The 21,075-nt window shown below is 40.7% G+C and carries 13 protein-coding genes; 11 read left to right on the forward strand and 2 right to left on the reverse strand.

Features of this window, described 5'->3' with window-relative positions:
• Window positions 1-2 precede the first annotated feature (2 nt).
• From hrpA to BM308_RS04065, 4 genes are all read left to right on the forward strand, one after another.
• Entirely contained in the window at window positions 3-3,965 is a 3,963-nt protein-coding gene (gene hrpA, locus BM308_RS04050) for an ATP-dependent RNA helicase HrpA (protein ID WP_074943072.1), read from the forward strand.
• Window positions 3,966-4,071: 106 nt separating this feature from the next.
• Complete coding sequence (locus BM308_RS04055) at window positions 4,072-5,148, forward strand: hypothetical protein (RefSeq protein WP_074943074.1); 1,077 nt, start codon at window positions 4,072-4,074, stop codon at window positions 5,146-5,148.
• A gap of 38 nt (window positions 5,149-5,186) precedes the next feature.
• Complete coding sequence (locus tag BM308_RS04060) at window positions 5,187-6,905, forward strand: zinc finger-like domain-containing protein (RefSeq protein ID WP_074943075.1); 1,719 nt, start codon at window positions 5,187-5,189, stop codon at window positions 6,903-6,905.
• Window positions 6,906-6,922: 17 nt separating this feature from the next.
• Complete coding sequence (locus BM308_RS04065; RefSeq protein ID WP_074943077.1) at window positions 6,923-8,467, forward strand: DnaJ-like cysteine-rich domain-containing protein; 1,545 nt, start codon at window positions 6,923-6,925, stop codon at window positions 8,465-8,467.
• Window positions 8,468-8,575: 108 nt separating this feature from the next.
• Here BM308_RS04065 and BM308_RS04070 read toward each other — a convergent pair whose 3' ends face one another.
• Complete coding sequence (locus tag BM308_RS04070) at window positions 8,576-8,836, reverse strand: HPr family phosphocarrier protein (RefSeq protein WP_031492353.1); 261 nt, start codon at window positions 8,834-8,836, stop codon at window positions 8,576-8,578.
• Between the two features lie 91 nt (window positions 8,837-8,927).
• The gene (locus BM308_RS04075; protein ID WP_031492354.1) at window positions 8,928-9,218 is read right to left on the reverse strand and encodes an integration host factor subunit alpha; all 291 of its coding nucleotides are present in this window, start codon (window positions 9,216-9,218) and stop codon (window positions 8,928-8,930) included.
• Between the two features lie 404 nt (window positions 9,219-9,622).
• Between BM308_RS04075 and BM308_RS04080 the strand changes: the two genes are divergently transcribed.
• The 7 genes from BM308_RS04080 (at window position 9,623) to pepT (ending at window position 20,990) form a co-directional block, all read left to right on the forward strand.
• Entirely contained in the window at window positions 9,623-10,627 is a 1,005-nt protein-coding gene (locus BM308_RS04080; RefSeq protein ID WP_074943078.1) for an aspartate-semialdehyde dehydrogenase, read from the forward strand.
• 102 nt (window positions 10,628-10,729) lie between these two features.
• Complete coding sequence (locus BM308_RS04085; RefSeq protein ID WP_083425437.1) at window positions 10,730-14,608, forward strand: FimV/HubP family polar landmark protein; 3,879 nt, start codon at window positions 10,730-10,732, stop codon at window positions 14,606-14,608.
• Window positions 14,609-14,698: 90 nt separating this feature from the next.
• Window positions 14,699-15,238 (forward strand): helix-turn-helix domain-containing protein, encoded by a 540-nt coding sequence (locus BM308_RS04090; RefSeq protein WP_074943081.1) that lies wholly within the window; start codon window positions 14,699-14,701, stop codon window positions 15,236-15,238.
• Between the two features lie 140 nt (window positions 15,239-15,378).
• The gene (locus BM308_RS04095) at window positions 15,379-16,125 is read left to right on the forward strand and encodes an IS3 family transposase (protein ID WP_143098559.1); all 747 of its coding nucleotides are present in this window, start codon (window positions 15,379-15,381) and stop codon (window positions 16,123-16,125) included.
• Window positions 16,126-16,465: 340 nt separating this feature from the next.
• Complete coding sequence (gene eno, locus BM308_RS04100; protein WP_074943083.1) at window positions 16,466-17,767, forward strand: phosphopyruvate hydratase; 1,302 nt, start codon at window positions 16,466-16,468, stop codon at window positions 17,765-17,767.
• Between the two features lie 415 nt (window positions 17,768-18,182).
• Window positions 18,183-19,754, forward strand: a complete 1,572-nt coding sequence (locus BM308_RS04105) for an AbgT family transporter (protein WP_074943084.1) — start codon at window positions 18,183-18,185, stop codon at window positions 19,752-19,754.
• 9 nt (window positions 19,755-19,763) lie between these two features.
• Window positions 19,764-20,990 carry a peptidase T gene (gene pepT, locus BM308_RS04110; RefSeq protein ID WP_074943086.1) on the forward strand — a complete coding sequence of 409 codons (1,227 nt, stop codon included), beginning with the start codon at window positions 19,764-19,766 and terminating at the stop codon, window positions 20,988-20,990.
• Window positions 20,991-21,075 lie beyond the last annotated feature (85 nt).

Consider the following 21,075-nt stretch of genomic DNA (forward strand, 5'->3'; position numbering starts at 1 on the left):
CTATGGCAAATAATAAAGAACAAGAAAAATTTATCTCAGACGTAAAAAGCAGATTTCCATCATTAACTTTCAGACACAGACATCTAATCTCAAGGGAGCTTAATAAGCTCTCTTCTTGTCCTGATGATAAAGCAATAGAGCTTCAGATTTCCATCAGTGAGAAACTAGAAGAGTATCTGACTTTCTTTAAAGATCGTGAAACTCATGTTCCTCAATTAACCTATGATGAGAATCTTCCTGTATCACAGAAACGAGAAGAAATCATTGAGGCAATAAAGTCTAATCAGGTTGTTATCATTGCTGGTGAAACCGGTTCAGGAAAAACTACTCAGATCCCAAAGATGTGTCTTGAGGCCGGTCTCGGTCGTTTCGGTTTTATCGGTCATACCCAGCCTCGTCGAATTGCAGCCAGAGCCGTAAGTACCAGAATTGCCTCAGAGCTTGGTGAAGAGCTCGGTCAGAGCGTAGGCTACAAGGTCAGATTCAATGATGTGACCTCAGATAACAGCTATATCAAGCTGATGACTGATGGTATTCTGCTTGCAGAAACCGCCCATGACAGAAAGCTCTTAAACTATGACTGCATCATTATTGATGAAGCCCACGAGCGTTCTTTAAATATTGATTTTCTTTTAGGATATCTTAAAAAGCTTTTAAAGGTCCGTTCAGATCTCAAGCTGATTATTACCTCAGCAACCATCAATACTAAACGTTTTTCAGAACATTTTGACAATGCTCCTATCATTGAGGTTTCCGGCAGAACCTATCCTGTTGAGGTTGTATACAGACCTTTAGGTGAGTCTGAAGATTCAGATGCAGATGATGAGGTTGAGACCGATGAGAAGGATCTTCGAAACGGTATTTTAAATGCCATAAAATTTCTCTTCAAAGAGTATGGTCGAGAGGATATTCTTGTCTTTCTGCCTGGTGAGCGAGAGATTATGGATATTGCCAAATTCCTCTCTAAAGCTCATCTGCCTAATACCGAGATTCTGCCTTTATATGCCCGTCTGGCTACCTCTGATCAGAACAAGATTTTTGCACCTCACTCAACTGTTAGAGTGGTGCTTGCAACCAATGTTGCTGAAACTTCCTTAACTGTTCCTGGAATTAAATATGTGATTGATCCTGGTACCGCCAGAATCAGCCGCTATTCTCCTCGAACCAAGGTGCAGAGTCTTCCTATTGAAAAGATTTCAAAGGCAAGTGCCGATCAGCGAAAAGGTCGCTGTGGTCGTGTTAGTGAAGGCGTCTGTGTAAGACTTTACTCAAAGGAAGATTTTGAGTTACGACAGGATTTCACTGATCCTGAAATTTTAAGAACCAATCTCGCTTCAGTTATTCTGCAGATGGTTTCTCTGAGACTCGGAAACATCACAGTCTTTCCTTTCATTGATCCGCCATCAGGAAAACAGATTACTGACGGTATCAGACTTTTAGAGGAAGTCGGAGCCATCAATGAATCAAGAGGACTTTCCACTGATGAACTTAGACTTACAAAAATTGGCACCGATCTTTCAAAGATCCCCTGCGACCCTCGTCTTTCAAGAATGCTGGTTGAGGCTCATAAGGAAGGTGCTCTGGCAGAGGTACTGGTTATTGTTTCAGCCATGGCGGTTATGGACCCTCGTGAGAGACCAGTGGATAGACAGGAACAGAGCCGACAGCAGCATGCCCGTTTTGATGATGAGAAATCAGATTTTCTTGCATATCTGAACCTGTATCATTATATCTGCAAGTGCCAGAAAGAGATGAGCAACTCTCAGCTTCGCAAAAAGCTCAAATCTGAGTTTATCTCTTATCTGAGAGTCCGTGAATGGTTTGATCTGCTTCGTCAGTTAAGAGCATCCTGTCAGATGCTTAAATATAAGCTGAATGAGGAACCTGCAGGCTATGATGCAGTTCATCGTTCGATTTTAAGCGGTCTGCTATCACAGGTTGGTCATTATGATGATAATGATAAAGGTCTGTATCTTGGAGCTCGAGGCATTAAGTTTGTTATCCACCCATCCTCTGTATTTAACAAGAAAAAGCCAAAATGGATCTGTGCTGGTGAGCTCAATGAAACCTCAAGACTCTTTGCCAGAACTGTTGCTGCAATTGATCCTCTATGGGTGGAGACAATCGGTAGACACCTTGTTAAAAAGAATTATGCTGAGCCTCACTGGTCAAAATCAAAGGGCAGTGTGGTTGCCAATCTGACTATTTCTCTTTACGGTCTTCCTGTGGTTCAGGGAAGAAAGGTTCTGTATACCAGTATTGATCCTAAACTCTGTCGCGAGCTTTTCATTCGAGATGGACTTGTTGGAGGAGATATTGAGTGCAATCATGCCTTCTTCAGACATAATCTTGAGGTGATTGATGAGGTTGAACATGTAGAGGACAAGCTCCGTCGACGTGATCTGCTTGTGGATTCCTCTGTATTAGAAGAGTTTTATGATAAAAAGCTTCCTGAGGATATCCTGACTCAGCGACACTTTGATAAATGGTGGCAGCAGAAGCGTAAAAGCGATCCTGAGTATCTGAATTTCTCCATTGATCTGGTGTCAAAGGATGCTTTTAATGAGGTTGAGGAACACGATTTTCCTGAGTTCTGGCATTATGACAGCTTTAAGCTTCCATTAAGCTATATATTTGATCCAACCTCAAAGGATGACGGTGTTACCGTTCATATTCCTCTTGCCATTGTAAACAGGATCAACAGCAGGGAATTTGCCTATCAGATTCCTGGTCTTAGACTGGAGTTTTTAACTTCTCTGATAAAGTCTCTGCCAAAGCGTCTGAGAAAGAACCTTATTCCGGCTCCTAACTATGCAAAGGCTTTAGCTGAATCCATTGGCGGTCCTTCAAAGGATGATCTGTATGTCAAGGCAGCAAAGGAGCTGACCCGCATGGGAGGGGAGATTGTTACCTGTGATGATTTTGATAAGACGCTGATTGAAAAACACCTTTTCATGATCTTCTCAATTGAGGATGAAAAGGGCAAGGTTATTAAAAAGGGCAGAAATTTTGATTCCATTGCCGCAAGTCTACAGGGACAGGTTAAGGATGTCTTAAGTAAATATGCATCAAAGTCAACTAAGGTTCAGAAACCACTTAATGAGTGGAACTTCGGTACTATCAAGACAACTGAGGTTACCTGTCAGAACGGTATTGAGATTACTGCCTACCCAGCGCTTACCGATAAAGGACAGGGGGTTACCCTTGAGCTTTATGACAGTAAATACAAGCAGCAGAAAGCTATGTGGGCAGGGCAGAGAAAGCTGTTGTCTTTAGGCTTAAAACAGCCTACTGCATATCTTGAGCAGCATCTTCCTAACAAGTCAAAGCTTTCAATGTACTATCAGCCTTTAGGAACGGTTAAGGATCTTATAAATGATCTGATGCTTGCTGCTATCGACATGATTATGGTGGAGAATGGAGCTCCTGTTTATGATGAGGAGAACTTTAAAAGGCTTTTAGAGAAAGTTCGCGGTGATCTTAATGATACAGCCTTAAAGCTGTGTTCAACTGTTGAGAAGATCCTGCTGAAGGCTCATGAGCTCAAAAGAAAGCTCAAAGGTCAGCTCAATCTCGCTGTAGCCTACAGCTACAAGGATATGGCCGCTCAGCTTGATTCTCTTGTATACAAGGGATTTTTAAGTTCCACCAAGGTAGAGTATCTTGAGCAGATACCTAGATATCTTGATGCTATGCTCTATCGAATTGAGAAGGTGCACCGTGATGTTAACCGTGATCTTGTCCATACCAGAAAGATCGAGGAGGTTAATACACTGTATAAGAACACTCTGTCCCGATACAAATACACGGCGATACCGGATGATCTCATAAATGTGAAATGGCTGATTGAGGAGCTAAGAGTTTCCTACTTTGCTCAGCAGCTTGGAGTAAGGGTAAGTATTTCTGATAAGCGTATTGCTAATGAGCTTAAACGTATTTTAGAGGAATATCCCGAACATGGTTAAAAATCTGCCTATTCAATTGAGCAGATAAGCTAAATTAGGATAGAATTCAGAACGGTTATTGGATTCTCAAAAAAAGAATCCTTCTCATAAGGAAAATGGAAGAAAAATGGAAGACTTAATTATTATTCTTGGGCTTTTGGCTGTAATTGCAGTCTTATTGAATCAGTTTAACTACAGACTTGCTCTGCGCATGTTTCCTGACACTGTCAAGGTTACCAGATGGCAGGGGCTTTTAGGCTGGTACGGTTGGGTTAATCTGTTTGTTGCTCTTCCTTTTTTATGGGATGGAGATTTCTCTCAGGGCATGTATCCTCTGATTATTGGTCTTGTTCCTGCAGCCATATCAATTTTTACTGTTTTAAAGTTTAACGATGCCAGAAACGTTGAGCTGCGTCGTGACTCAAAGGTTACATTTAACGATAACGGTCAGATTCTTGAGCCTTGCAATGATGTTTACGGCTTTCTTCACAACTATTCACAGCGCATGAAGGCAATCGGTCCAAAGTTTTTCTTCAAGGAAATCTTTGCCAGAGAAAAGTCCAATAAGGTTTTAGCTGATGGTCTACTTGAGAATACCCCAGAGGTGACTGTTGACACCTTAAAGTCTCTGCCTTGGGTTATTGATGGGGCTGTAGAGGTAAAAGCTCAGTTTATCTTCCTGCTTGAGTACATGACTACTCGATATGACAACAAGAAGCTCTACGAGAACCTTAAGGTTTTCTGTGAGAATTCAATGGCTGTAGCCAGACTGCTTGAGATTAGGTTTAATGAGATTCCATATAATATTGCCAAGTTTATTGCCTCAGCGGATCTGACTGTTTCTCTTTTGGAAAAGAAAGCTTCAGCCTATTCAATCTCTGTTGAAGGTCAGACTTTTGATGATACGGAGAAGGTTATTTATGTAAGCACCTCTCCAATGTATAAAATCAATCAGAATTTAAGTTCTGTATTCAGAGCTATTGCTGCAAAATTCAGCAAATGGACTTCAAAGAATGAAGGTACAGTTATTCTGACCTCTAAGAAGATTATTGTAAAAACACCTTATCAGAAGACTGAATTTCCGATCTCTGACGCTGTTTTTTCCTTCGGAGATGACATTTCTTTTGATAATTCTAATTATTTTTGTGTGTTAGATATTAATTTTTTCAGATTTGTGATGTTAAATCTTAATAAAACACTATAGTTGATATAGTAGTTAACTATTTATTAAGATTTAAACGGATGCAGCCAGAAAATAATAATCCTGATAAAAAGGAAAACAAAGCCAAAGCTACTCCCGAACACAAGTCTTCACCGGCAGCCTCTGCAGCTCCCGCTACAGAAGTTATAGCAGATGGAAGCAAGGCACGAGAAGCTGCGGCTTTAGAGGTAAAGAATGTAGATTTTGCAAGAAAGCTGAATTCCATTGTTTCAGCAATTTTTTCTCGCTGCGGTGTTCCTATTGCCGATTTTACTGTATCCGAACCTCTCTCTTTCTTCGCTAAAGTCAATTACAACCTTACCTGGAACTTCAAGTGCCGTGCCTCTGATAAGCCAGCAGGCAAGATCAGTGATGAAACTCATGTGCTCTCTCAAACTGGTCTGGATGAATTTACCCAGAAGAATTCCAAGGAGCTTGAAAAGGAAAGTGATATTACCAAAGCCTATATAAAACGTCTGGCTGAGGCTAAATTCACTGAACTTACTGCTCTTGCCGGTCAGATTATGGCTTTTAACCGTATTTCTGCCATAGGTCGAGCCCGCTGTAAGAAGTGCCATGGCAGTAAAAAAGCCATGTGCGAAATCTGTAATGGAAAAGGTGTAATTACCTGTCCGTCCTGTCAGGGGCTCTCCGACAGCTGCTCCATGTGTAACGGAACCGGCTTTATCAACTGTGACAACTGTAATGGTACGGGAAAGGTAACCTGTCGTGACTGTAAGGGCATGGGTGAACTGATTGTTGAACGTGAGATTATCTATGATTCTGAGAGTTTCAAAGATATAGAAATATCACTAAGCGTTCCAGGCTCAGACAAGACAATCACCAGTTTTTCAAAAGAGGATGAGAAGATCATCTTAGAGGCTGCAAACTTCGATGATCAGTCTTTAGGTACTGAAATGCCTCACGGCTACAAAGCCACATTCCTTGGATATGCACCATGCTTTGCGGTGAGAGTAAATCTTCGAGGTGAAACTACTCCATTTGATTTCATTCTCTGCGGCAAGTCTTTAAAACCAATCTGCAAACCTCCGCTTTTGGATGTTGTCTTCAAGGAAGAGTCCAATATTCTTTCTTCAACCCTGAATATCGGATCAGATGATGTTGATGAAAAGATTGTTTGTGTTAAGGCTCTTGCCGGAAAGGCAATTTTAGCCAAGACCATTCGCTCAATTGAGAATTACGAGCTCGACATTATCAAGAAGGAAGCTGCAAAACAGGGCGTTACTGTAGAATCAATTATCTGGGAGAACAAGAACGACCTAAACAACAAGGCCAAGCTGATTAAGTCCACCGTAAGGGAACAGCTTATAGACAATGTGTCTCTGGAGCTTATGACTAATGCACAGGGCTTTATCTCAAAGGAGTTCTCAAGATATTTTGCCAAGAATCTGATTGATTTTGTGCCGCTGCTGATGATGCTTAATCCTAATACTAAAACAGTGTGGACTGCGGTGTCTCTTGCGGTGTGGCTGGTTAATTCTCTTGCGGTCTACTTTGTGCCAACCATTGCCTGTATTTTCCTGTGTATCGGACTGTCGATCGCGGTATGTGCCTTTACCTCAATTACTTTGACCAAGAACTGGACTTACTATTCGGCGGTAAGTTCTCTTAGAATCAGACATAAATTACGAAAGGTTCCAAATCTCACCTCCGAGGCTATTCATTCTGTTCGACTGCTTTTTGGAACGATACTTATAAACGTGGTACTTTTTGTCCTCTATAACTATCGCGGCTGGTAGCCCTGGAGCAGTGGCAGATGCATGAGAATATAATTGAAGTCATTACAAAGCTGCTTCAGAGTGTGGATGTCCCGCCTGATAAAGTCAATTACGGTGAGTCACGAACTGCAGAGGTTAAACTGACTTTCAGCGTTAACTGGTTCTTTGAGGTTAACGTCAAGGATACCATCATAAACTCTGTTATGTCTTCAGATACAATGCTCAGTGAGGATGCCTTAAATGACTTTCAGAAAAGTAACACTGATGCGCTTTTAAAGGATGCCAACCTTAAAAGACCTTTCTGTACTGGTCTTGAGAACAAGTCTGCAGCAGAGATCTTCAAGATCTGCAACAAGGTAAACCGAATCTCAGCAAGACACGCCAAGGGAGACTGTACATGTCCGTCCTGTAAGGGAACCAAAAAGGTTAACTGTCCTAACTGCTCAGGTTATGGAATGATCCTCTGTCCGTCATGTCAGGGAAGAGAAGGTGGATGTACCAGATGTAATAAAACTGGCTATATTGTCTGTCCAACCTGTAACAATCTGCAGAAGATTGTTTGTCAGAACTGTAAAGGAAAGGGCAGAATCATGGTTGACAGAATGGTCTGTCTTTTGGCGAGAAATTTTCCTGTCATTGATGTTGAAGTCAAGAATATGGAGAATGTCTTTGCGGTACCAAACTGTCACGTAGACTATGCCTGCTATTTTGAGCTACTTAAAAAACTGCCTTTTCAGATTTATGATGCTGAGTTCAAAGAAAGCGGTGTGTTTCTTATCACCTATATCGCCGAAACCAGAATGGATTATGTGTCCTTTGATATTTCTCAGGTTCCAAAATCCTTCTCATTTAATACCTGTGGCGATGATTTTACGCCTATTAATATTCCACCTGTATTAGAGAGTATTTACAGTGAGATGAAAATGAAGCTCTCTGATGCAGCCATTGGCAATACTCTCACAGATATTGAAACCAAGATTGAACTGTTCAAAACTCTGTGTCAGAACAGATTTTTCTACGGACTTCTGTGCTCCTTTGAATTTTACTTTGATTTAGTAACTCGTAAGCTTCAGAATGAAGTAGTAAAAACAGATAATTACACTTCAAAAATCTTTACCATGAGGGAAAAGCTGCAGAGTCTTCTTGCTTACCGTAAAGAGCAGCTTGCAGACGAGCTAAGCAAAAAGCTTTTAATGTCAACCAACAACCTGATGAAGGAGAATTTCTCCAAGGAAATATGTCTTTCCTTAGTTGAATATATAAGTAATCTTAAGTTTAGAGAGCATTCTGGACGACACTACTGGGATATGGCTACATCCTTTATCTGGGTTATCACGTTCATGCTGAATTTCTTTCTTCACAGTCCTGTAAATCTGATTGCCTGTATTCTCTTTGGTCTTGTTGCTTCTTTCCTGGTTGCCTACTTCGGAACTAAAACTCTCAAGTTCTATGAAGTGATGCTTGCCTCAAAGACATTTGAGAATATAACCAAGTTCATTGATTTCAATTATGATTTGTCCCGAGCGCTCGCCTTGTTATCCGGAACGTTGATTATAGAGATTATTACGTTTATTGTAAGCTGAGTCGCTGTACCTGAATCGGTTCAAAAGTGTAGATTGTCATGTAATTTGTTTAGGCATAAAAAAACTCATTCACCAGGAATGAGTTTTTTTCTAAATTTCTGAATCTGATTACAGATATTCTTCGAAGGCTCTTCTTACTGCAACAACTGCTTCTTTTTCGTCTTCACCTTCAACGTGAATATAGATTTCGTCATCAAAACGAATACCTAAACCTAAAAGACCAAAGATACCGCCTTTAAGATCAATCTGGCGATCCTGATAAATTAAGGTAATCTTTGACTTGTATCCACTGATAGCTTTAATAATTGCACCTGCTGGACGAGCATGTACGCCATCACGATCTTTGATTTTGTAAACAATTTTTTCCATATCTAAAGAGATCCACGTAGAAAAGAAATATCCAATACCAATATATTATGCCATTATTTTTATTTAATTGTGTTTTTTCACCAAAAAAATACTATTCACTTGGCATATCAATTCTGTTTCTTAGTTTTTGTCCTGCTCTGAAGGTAGTAACGCGTCTTGAGGAGATGGTTACTTCTTTTCCTGTTTTTGGATTTCTTCCTGGACGGGCATTCTTAACCTTTAATTCAAAGTTTCCGAATCCGGTTAGTTTTACGATTTCTCCTGACTCTAGAGTTGATGCTATCTGCTCAAAAAATGAATCAACAAATTCCTGTGCTGTAGTCTTAGGTAGACCTTGCTTAATTATAAGTCGGTCTGCAATATCTGCTCTAGTTAGCGCCATTTTCACCATTCCTCGTACTTAAAAATCCTTAGAAATTAGGGGTTAAGTACTAAAATTAATACTTACTGTTTGTAATATAATACAAAAATCAAAAAAAAATTAGTTATCCCTCCCATTTTTTTTATAAATTTTCAAATATTTAGTAAAAAATTTTATCTCGCTAACATTTTTCTGAGAATTTTTATAAATTTACTGTAAAAATTTAATTTTACAAACTAGCTTTGAGGTAGAAGTGTATTAAATTTAAAGGATTTTTTTAGGAAAATATTTTCATAAATATATCTAATTGATAATTTTGGGCAAATCAAAACTTACATTAATAGTTTATGTGATTCTTAATTTAGGTCTTGACGGCTGTGCTACAATTTTTTTAGTTAGTTGTTTTATGAAATTAGGAGCCAGACATGGCATTAAAGTTAGCTATTTACGGTTATGATTCTGATATTGGAAAGCTGGTTATTGAAACCTTAGAAGAGCAGAAGATTCCTTTAGATGATGTTTTCCCATTATCTCCTTTTTCAGGAGAGTATGATGCCGTAAATATCTGTTCACAGAATTATTTTGTTCAGCCTATTGAAGAGTTTGATTTTGAAAAGGCTAATGTAGCACTGTTTTTAAGCACTCAGGATGAGAGTCAGCGCTGGATTTCAAAAGCTCAGAATGCAGGCTGTATTGTGGTAGACAACAGTCATCTTTTCAGCGGTGATGAGAAAACAACACTGGTTGTGCCAGAGATTAATCCTTTTGACATCAAAAAGGCAATTGAGTCACGTCTGGTTATTCCTGCGCTGGCTCCATCAGTACAGATCTGTCTTGCATTAGGTGCTCTGCATGACGAGTTTGGCGTTACAAGAGCTGTGGCAACCTCAATGGAGTCTGTATCAGAGGCCGGAAGATTAGGTACTGAGACCTTAGCCCATGAGACAACCTTACTCTTAAACGGTATGAACGGTGATCACCAGGGCTTCTCAGCTCAGGTTGCCTTTAATCTGCATACAATTACCGGTACTGTTGAAGACAATGGCTATACCGATCATGAGCAGACTGTAAAATCTGAAGTTTCAAGAATACTGGGTAAATTTGAAAGAGGCTTTGATATAACTACCGTTCAGGTTCCTGTATTCTATGGACACACTATCAGTGTAAATGCCGATCTTGAAGAGTCTGTTAATGTTGAGAATGTTACAGAGGCCTTTAAGAAATCTGCATATGTTACTGTAAAGGATAATGATGAGAATCTGACACCAGTTGAGGACGTTATCAACGAGAGAACTGTTCTTGTAAGCAGAATTCGTCAGAATATCAAGGGAAGCAAGAATGTAAGTTTTGTTTGTCTGATGGACAATACAAGACGTGGCGAAGCAATTTCCTGTGTTGAAATTGTAAAATTAATTGCACAAAATATATAGCCTTGCACACTTTATGCATTTTCATTAGAAAAATTGGGATCTCGCTAGATTTTTGACGATCCCGTTTTTAGATACAATAATGCATAGAAATAGGGGAGTCGTATGCATAGGTTAAAAAAAGTCACCTTAGAAGTGACAATGGGTCTTTTTATATCGTTATCTGCCATTGCAGCAGATGATGATGGTACTTTCACCATTACAATTCAAGGCCCAGAGGTAGAGGAAACCGTTCCTGCAAGTCGACCAGTCCGTACAACTCCTAGAAGATCAACTGTAACTCCTCAACAGGCTCCTGCTGTAACTGTTGCCCCTAGACAGTCTGCACAGGCATCTCAGAGAGCGGTTGCAGTTCCTGCACAGAGTCCGGCTCAGACTTCAGTTTCATCAGATCAGTTCAGAACCTATAATGTGGTATCAGGAGATACCATCTGGTCAGTGGCCCATCGTTACGCTCAGCTTAACAGAAGTATCAATGAGTTCCAGGTTGTTGCCTCTATCTATAGAAACAATCCTCAGGCTTTCGGCGGAGGAAATGTAAATAATCTTTTAAAAACTACACTGAGAATTCCTTCTGGTGATGTGATAGCACAGGAGAGTACCCAGACAGGAAGTGCTCTTTTAGCACAGGGAGTCATGTCACTTCCTCCTCTGCCTGTAAGTCAGCCTGCTGTTTCTCCTGCACCTCAGGGAGCTGCTCCTGCTCAGCTGCCTCAGCAGTCATATGCTAATGTGCCTCCTCAGCAGACAGCAGCGCCTGCTAATGCCAATAAGCCTGCTGCTGATATTCCTGTTTATACTGCAACCGAAACCAGAATCAAGGAAGTTCAGAAACAGCGTGAAGCTGAAGAGAACGGTGAACTGATTCCATCAGGTATTACCAACAAAGATTCTCAGAATCCTAATGAGAGACGTAATTTAGCTGAAAACGGAGCTCAGCTGCAGGTAGAGAATGGAGCTGCCACCACAGAAACTGGTGTCAATGCTCCTGCTCAGGGACAGGTTCAGGGCTTAACCCCTGAACAGTTAAGACAGATTCAGGCTTTACTCAAAAAGAATCCTCAGGAATCTGTTGATGTGAAGTCAATCCGCATCATGCTTGAGGAAAACAAAAAACAGATTGATCAGAAGACCAAGGTGATCGAGCAGCAACTTGCTGATGCTATTGCCAGAATGAAGAAATCATCAGCAGTAACTGCTCAGACCGCAGCTGACAGTGTTTCCTCTCTATCAAGTCAGTATGACAATATTATTGCAGGTATTCAACAGGATCTGATTGAAATCAAGGGTAATGTTTCCAAGCTTTCTCAGGATAACGACCGTATGAGAGAAATGCTTCTGGCTAATGACGAAAAAATTGAGGATATGCAGCTGCAGATGTCTCAGTTTACTGTGTCATCGGTCGATGCAAGCATTGATATGGAAAAGCCTGTAATGATGATTCTGTTCGGTGCCGGTCTGCTCTCTGTGGTTGTTCTGATTCTGTTCATTATCTTTAAGGCCAGAGCCCGTGCACGTTCCCGTAAGTACCATGATGACTTTGACTTTGATGATTCCGGTTCATTAGGTTCAGATGATATGCTGCTCTCTGATGATAATGGTTCCATTGAACTTGAGACTCCATCTCCTGATGTCGCAGGTGATGAACCTCCTGCAGATGATGCCGCAGCTGCTGCCGAAGGTGGCGCTGATGCTGCAGCTCCTGCTGAAGCTGCACCGGCTGCACAGGGTGATGCTGCTCCTGCTGATACTGCAGGTGCTGAAGCTGCAACAGATACTGCAGAAAGCTCAGAAGATTCTCAGGCTCAGGCTGAATGGGATAAGGCAGCAGAAGAATCTGCAGATACTTCAAGCAATGATCAGAATGTTCTGGATGAGTGGTCAAAAGCTCTTAACGAAGATCAGTCTGGAGAGAAAGAAACTGAGGTTGAAGGTAAGTCTGATGATGCAAGTGTTGCCGATGAGTGGGCTGCAGCATTAGGCGAACAGGAAAAATCCGAAAAGGCTCAGGAGGCTCCTGCTGAAGAGCCAAAGAAAGATGAGCAGGAAGATATGGCGGCTGCTTGGGCCGCTGCTCTTGGTGAACAGGAATGTGGTGCTGAAGAAGCTAAACCTGCTCAAGAAGCAGCTCCTGCTGAGGAAAAGGCAGGATCTGATGAACAGGAAGATATGGCTGCAGCCTGGGCTGCTGCTTTAGGTGAGCAGGAAGGCGGTGCAGAGACTGCTCCTGAAGAACCTAAGGCTGAAGCTTCCTCTGCTGAGAGTACTCAGGCAGAAGAACTGAAGAAATCAATGAATGCTGCCAAGGCAGAACCTGAAAAGTCTGCTTCAGCACCAAAGGCTGAAGCTCCGACCGAAGAGACTGGCGCTGAAGAGGTAAATGTCGATGATATAGCAGCAGAAGCTCCAGCTGAAGAGGCTGTTGCTGAGGATGTAAATGTTGAGGATATAGCTGCAGAGGCTCCTGCCGAAGAGGCTGTAGCTGAAGATATAAACGTTGATGATATAGCAGCAGAAGCTCCAGCTGAAGAAGCTGTTGCTGAGGATGTAAATGTTGAGGATATAGCTGCAGAGGCTTCTGCCGAAGAGGCTGTAGCTGAAGATATAAACGTTGATGATATTGCAGCTGAAGCTCCAGCTGAAGAAGCTGTTGCTGAAGATGTCAACGTTGAAGATATAGCCGCAGAAACACCTGCTGAAGAGGCTGTTGCTGAAGATGTCAACGTTGAAGATATAGCAGCAGAGGCTCCTGATGAAGAAGCTGTTACAGAAGATGTCAACGTTGGAGAAATAGCAGCAGAGGCACCTTCTGAAGAAGCTGTTACTGAAGATATCAATGTTGAAGATATAGCTGAGCAGGCACCAGTTGAAGAATCTGTTACCGAAGAGGTAAATGTCGATGATATAGCCGCCGAGGCTCCAGCTGAAGAGGCTTCACAAGATCCTGCTGAACAGGAGATAGATGTTGGTGAGCTTGTTCAGAATGATGGTGATGAAGCAGCAGCTCCTGCTGAGGAAATCAGTGGAGAGGAAAGCGCATTACTTGATGCAATGGCTAATCAGGAGTCTGTTCCTGAGGTCGTTCAGGCTGATGTTGTTGATACAGAGACTCCTGCAGAAGGTTCTGGTAAGGTTGACGAGGTTGTTGATGATGAGATTGACCTTGAGGTTCTGTTAAGACCTGTCGAGCCTGAAGGAACAGATGATCTTGTTCAGAACGAACCTGCAGAAGAAGCTGTTGATACTCAGAATGAAGATGTTGTTCCTGAGTCCACTGGTGATGAGAATCTGGTTCAGGAAGATGCTTCTGCTCAGGAAAGTGCCGAAGTTGGTGAAACAGAGATTACCGCAGAAGCAGCAGAGACTCCTGTAGAAGAGCCTGTAGCTGAGGAGAGTGCAGAAACTTCTGCTTCTACGCAGGATGAGGTTGTTTCATGGGAAGTTCCTCAGGATGAGTATGATGTTGTAAGTGAATCAAGTCAGAATGATTCTGTTGAAGATGCTGCCGCAGATCTTGCACAGCTTGAGGCAAGAATTGGTTCTGCCGGTCACTACATGGATCCTCAGGCTGAATCCGATCTTATGAATATGCTCGGTGATGGTGTTTCTCAGAATGAGACAGATCTTGTTCAGAACGAGGAGACTGCATTTTCACCTGAAGAAATCTCCAGAATGATCAACGGTGATTCATCTCAGGCTGAAGTTCCTGATTTACAGAAGGTTTCAAATACAATCGGTCCTATTTCTGCAAGCGCTGATCTTACAGATCAGGCCACTCTCGCAGAGAACATGTCAGAGGGAGAGAAAGAGATACTGACTCCAAAGGAACATCAGTACTATGTTGATGAACTTAACCTTGCAAGACTTTACTTTGAAACAGGTGATACCGAGGAAGCTATCAAGATAATTGAGGATGTTCAGGAGCACGGTAGCCTTGATCTGAAGAAGGAAGCCTCTAAGGTTATGGAGGCATACGGAAGCTAGGCCTAATTGATTAACTTTGTTACTCATAAAAGCAGATCCTTTTAGTGTGAACCCCGTTATTGATCACTTGATTGATAACGGGGTTTTATTATGAAATTAACTTATGAACAAAAGTTACTAGTTATTGAAGATTACTTTAAGATTGGTCCTTCATCGACAGCAATTAAATGGGGGTTGAATCATAATTACGTAAGAGAATTAGTAAGATTACTTCAAAATAATTCCTTGCAGGCTCATGGTAAAAAAAATATATATACACCAGATTTCAAAATTAAAGTTGCTAAAGCATATGCTAATGGAGAAGGATCATTACGTGAATTATCAATTAAATTTGGAATACCGAGCAATTCAATAATAATCAAATGGTATGATATTTATCAGTCACAAGGCGAAGAGGGACTGAGAAATATGAAGAAGCAAGGTAGACCAAGAAATTCAGAAATAAAATCAACTAAAAGTAAGGTAAATGTAGATAAGCTTCTTCAATCAGAAAAATCATTTTCAGAATACTCTCCAGAAGAAGAAAAAGCCTTAAAAGAAGAACTTCTAAGACTTCGCTGCCATGAAGAATTCTCAAAAAAATTCGAGGCCTTAGCCCAAGATTATCTAAGAAAGAAAACCAACAAATAAAAGCACAATTAGTGCTTGAGCTAAGGCCTAAATACCCATTCAAAATGCTTTTAGAAGAAGCTCAGATGAGTAGAGGCTCATACCTTTACTAGCTACATAAAGCTCCTTCTAAATGTTTAGATGCAGTCTATAGTGAGCAGATTGCTGCAATCAGGAAGATTCATTCTGATAGCAAGGATCGCTATGGATATAGACGTGTAATGTATGCCTTACGCAACCAGGGCATGCATCTGAACCACAAGACAGTTCATAAGCTGATGCATCACCTGCAGCTTCAGGGAGCACATCCTAAAGCATATAAGAAATACAACTCTTACAAAGGAACAGTTGGAAAGATAGCTCCAAACATACTTAACAGAGAATTCAATCCTCCTAAGCCAATGACCAGTTTCGCAACAGATATTACCGAATTTGCTATTGCAGAAGGTAAGCTATACCTATCTCCAATCATAGATATGTGTACCAATGAGATTGTTGCCTATGATGTTTCCAGACATACAACCTTTGAGCAGATTAACCGTATGTTAAAACGATTTGAAAATGTACTCGAAGAGAATAAAGTCTCTGGAGCTTTAGTTCATTCTGACCAAGGTTGGCAATATCAACATTTCAATTATTGCAACTGGCTTAAAGAGCATAATCTGGTTCAAAGCATGTCCAGGAAAGCTACTACTCATGACAACATCATGATTGAGATATTCTTTGGAAGAATGAAGGTTGAAATGTTTTATGGAAAGGAAAAGACATTTAAGGATTTAAATGACTTAGAGAAAGCAATTAAAGATTATATAAATTGGTACAACACTGACAGAGTTTGTAAAAAGTTAAAAGGCCTGTCTCCAATTAATTTCAGGAAACAAGCCTTAAATTCTGCTAGTATGACTTAGAAACTTAAGTGATCAATTTCTGGGGCCATACTATTTCGATCTGCTTTTTTTATAGAATTATCAGTTAGAGGTTTGTCAAAAAATATATAAATATTTTCATATATTATTTTCTCTTCTATAAGCGTATAAAAAAATTGATAAAGCGTCGATAATGCTTTTGGACAAAACTATAAATCTATAAACTTCTTTCTTTTTTAGCTTGATATAAAACTAACCTGCACTTTTTTAGAGAAAAAATATCAATTATGTTAGTTATGTCTAATTTTGGTTGCATAAGGCTTACTATTTCTATACAATGAATTTGTTCAAAAAATGTTATTTCTTAATTGTTGAGGATGTCATGTCAAAAATCGTAAAAGTAATCGGTCGTGAAATTATTGATTCACGCGGTAACCCAACTGTAGAAGCAGAAGTTTATTTAGAAGACGGCTCATTCGGTCGTGCTGCCGCTCCATCAGGTGCATCAACCGGTTCTAGAGAAGCTTTAGAGTTACGTGACGGTGATAAGTCACGTTTTGGCGGTAAGGGCGTTTTAAAGGCTATTGCAAACGTAAATGGTCCGATCGCCAAAGCTGTATGCGGTCTTGATTCAGCAGAGCAGGCAATTGTTGATGAAACTATGATTAAGCTAGATGGTACAGAGAATAAGGATTCTTTAGGTGCCAATGCAATTTTGGCTGTATCTTTAGCTGTAGCCAAGGCAAATGCAGCTTCAAGAAAGATTCCTTTATATCAGTACATTGGTGAGCTGTTCGGTCACAAGGGAAAGTACGTAATGCCTCTTCCTATGATGAATATTCTGAATGGCGGTGAGCATGCTGATAACAATGTTGATATTCAGGAGTTCATGATTCAGCCTGTTGGCGGTAAGAATCTTCGTGATGCTCTGCGCATCGGTTCAGAGGTATTCCACTCACTGGCAAAAGTTTTAAAAGCAAAAGGACTGAATACTGCTGTTGGTGATGAGGGCGGTTTTGCTCCTAATCTGTCTTCAAACGCAGAAGCTTTTGCATGTATCAAAGAGGCTGTTGAAAAGGCTGGTTATGAGTTCGGTAAGGACGTAACCTTAGCTATGGACTGTGCTTCATCAGAATTCTATAACGAAAAGACAGGCATGTATGAATTAAAGGGTGAGGGTAAGACCTTTACTTCTCATGAATTTACCGATTACCTGGCTGGTCTGGTTAACGAGTATCCAATTGTTTCAATTGAAGACGGTCAGAATGAGTCTGACTGGGATGGCTTCAAGTATCAGACTGAGAAACTAGGTTCTCATGTGCAGCTGGTCGGTGATGATCTTTTCGTAACCAACACCAAGATCCTCTCAGAGGGTATCAAGAAGGGCATTGCAAACTCAATTCTTATCAAGTTCAACCAGATTGGCTCATTAACTGAGACTCTTAACGCTATCAAGATGGCTCAGGATGCAGGTTATACTGCAGTTGTTTCACACCGTTCCGGTGAGACTGAGGATACCACCATTGCTGATCTTGCAGTAGGAACTTCATGCGGTCAGATCAAGACTGGTTCTATGAGCCGTTCAGATCGTATCGCAAAATACAATCAGCTGATCCGTATTGAGGAAGAGTTAGGTGAGAACGCTGTCTTCCTTGGTCGTAAGGCAATTAAAGGCCAGAATTAGTTCTGGGTTGAAATTTAGGTATCAGATTCTTTCTGATACCTGAATTCTCGGGTTCAAAAATTCCGTGTTTTGAACAGTTAAGTGTATATCTTCGGTTCCATTCTTTTTGTCAGAGACTATTTTTCTCTGACTTTTTTTTACCAATTCATTCTAGCAGATCATTTCTGTTCATTATTTGCACCATACCGAATAATTAAAATAAATCTGCACTAATTAGGTGTGTGTGTTTCTAACAAAAATTCAAGGCGTATAATAACTGTGTATTAGCTTTAATTTCAAATAGTTGCTAATATAAAGTGTTGAAAACAATACATTTGTTGCTGATTGCTTCATTTGTTTCATTTGTTTCAGTAAAGCTTAACAAAACAATATAAGGAGACAGCTTGGAAGGGATTTCTCTTTTGGCTGTAATTAAATGACAGATATTCACCCACAACCTAATTTATTCAATCGGTTTTTAAACTGTGTAGAAAGACTCGGAAATAAACTTCCTCACATTACAATGCTTTTTATTTATGCCCTGCTTGTAACGATTTTTATCTCCTGTCTGCTTTCTTTCATCGATTTTGACTACATACATCCAACCACTAAAGAGAAGATTCATATTTTAAATATGCTGGCTCCAGCCAATCTTCTTGATCTGGTGGTTAATTCCGTCAAGAACTTCATGGGCTTCCCTCCATTAGGTATCACCATTGTTGCTACACTGGGTATCGGTATCGCTGAAGGTTCTGGCTTTGTTAATGTGCTGATTAAAAAGTTTTTGTCAGTAACACCTAGAAAGATTCTGACTCCAACTGTTATTTTCATCTCTATTGTCTGCCACCTGGTTTCAGACAGTGCTTATACCATTCTGATGCCAGTATCCGCACTGATGTTCTACTCCTGCGGTCGTCATCCTTTAGCTGGTATTGCCTGTTCCTTTGCTGGTCTGGCAGGTGGTTTCACCGCAAGCTTTACTCCTTCTGTAATTGATCCTGTAATGCAGAGTTTTACCGAATCTGCATCTCATATCATCGATCCTGAGTATTCAGTAAATGTTCTGTGTAACTATTTCTATGCCTTAGGCGGAACTATCTTCGTTATTCTGTCAGTCTGGTTTGTTACCGATAAGATTATTGAGCCAAGACTGATGCAGACTATGCCTCTTGACCTGGATATCAAGGAAGATAAGACCTTAGCGGTAACTCCTGTAAGTGCAGAGGAAAATCGTGCATTTAAGATTGCTATGGGAACTGTAATTGGTCTTTTAGCATTCCTCTTTATCCTATGTTATCCAGACAACTCCATGCTGCGTGCTCCAGACGGAACTCTAACCTCACCTAAGGCTCCTGTAATGATGGGCCTGGTTCCTCTGCTTTTTATCTTCTTCTCACTTCCTGGAATTGTATACGGTTATGCTGCAGGAACCTTCAAGAAGGCAAATGATGTAATTAAGTCCATGGAACATATCATGAATATGCTGATTTCCTTCATCGTATTCTGTTTCTTTGCAGGTCAGTTCCTTTATGTATTCGGTCATTCCAACATCGGTTCACTGCTTGCAATCTCTGGTGCTGAGTTCTTAAAGAGCATGGGACTGCCTTCAGGTATTACTCTTTTAGGTATCATTATTCTGACCGGCTGTCTGAATCTTTTAATCACATCTGCAACCTCAAAATGGGCTATTCTCTCTACCATCTTTGTGCCAATGCTGATGATGCTGGGCATTTCTCCTGAGCTTACACAGGCCGCCTTCAGAGTATCTGATTCTGCTGTAAACGTATGTACTCCTATGTTTGCATTCTATCCTCTGCTGATTTCCTACTGTCAGCGTTACTGTAAGAATGCAGGTGTAGGTACCTTAAGTTCAATGATGCTGCCTTATACCTTTGCTCTTATGATTGTGCTGACTGTTGTGCTCTATCTGTACTGGTTCATTGGTATACCTTTAGGCTTCCAGAGCGGATATGACTATCCTTCAACCATGTTCCCTCAGGTTCATTAAGGAGCTCTCATGGATCTTCTTAAAAGTCTAACAGACAGATTCTTCAGATATGTGGCAATACCATCACAGTCAGATGCAACAGTTAAAACTGTTCCTACATCAAAAGGGCAGACTGAGCTTGCCAATCTACTTGCAGAGGAGCTTAAAGAGCTAGGCTTATCTTCGGTATCTGTAGATGAGCACAGCTGTGTTTACGGAACTTTAAAAGGCAACTGCAAAGGTCCTGTAGTTGGTTTTTTAGCTCATTTAGATACAGTGGATGTATCTTTAAGTCCAGAAGTTCATCCTCAGATTATTCATTATGATGGAGGGGACGTTGTCCTTAACAAAGAGAAGAACATTGTCATAAAAGTCTCAGAACATCCTGAACTTGAGACCTTTGTAGGAGAAGATATTATCTTCTCTGACGGAACTTCTGTTTTAGGTGCTGATGACAAATCTGCAATCGCTAACATCATGACCATGCTGGAGGTTTTAAAAAACGATCCTTCGATAAAACATCCTGAACTTAAGATTGCCTTTGTTCCTGATGAGGAGATAGGCCTGTTAGGTTCAAAATGCATGGATCTTGATAAATTCAAGGTTGATTTTGCCTATACCATTGACTGCTCTGGTGTTGGTGAGGTGGTGTATGAGACCTTTAATGCCGGTACTGTTAAAATCAGAATCAAAGGTGTAAGCGCTCATCCTATGTCAGCTAAGAATGTGCTTATAAATCCACTTCTGGTTGCTCATGACTTTGTTGCAATGTTTGACCGTGGACAGACTCCTGAGCATACTGAGGGTAAGGAAGGCTACTGGTGGTTTTCAGGAATGCATGCTGATCCTCTTTTCTGTGATTTGAGCATGCTGATTCGTGATCATGACAAGAGCCTTTATGAGTGGCGTAAGCAGTATGTCAGGAATGCTGTTGAGATGCTGAAAAAGCGTTATCCAAAGGCTGAAATATCTCTTGAGATTACTGATACGTATGAGAATATCGCCAATAACGTCAAGCGTGAAGATCCTCCTGTTGCCATGCTCTATCAGGCCTTAGAGGAGCTTGGAATAAAGAGTGTCACTTATGCAATGCGAGGTGGTACAGATGGTTCTCAGCTTTCAACTAAGGGAATTGTTACTCCAAACTTTTTCACTGGAGCATTTAATTTCCACAGCAACTGTGAATTTCTGCCTTTATCCTCCTTTAAGAAATCCTGTGAGGTAACCTTAAAGCTTATAGAGCTATCCTGCAGATAATAGATATTCTTTTCTTTAAAGCTTAATTGCAGAGGTCTGTGATCTGAGTTGTAAATACTCTGTAGCAGGCCTCTGTTTTTAGATT

Origin of the sequence: Succinivibrio dextrinosolvens (assembly GCF_900116345.1) — a bacterium.
In the GTDB taxonomy this organism is placed as follows: Bacteria; Pseudomonadota; Gammaproteobacteria; order Enterobacterales; family Succinivibrionaceae; genus Succinivibrio; species Succinivibrio dextrinosolvens_B.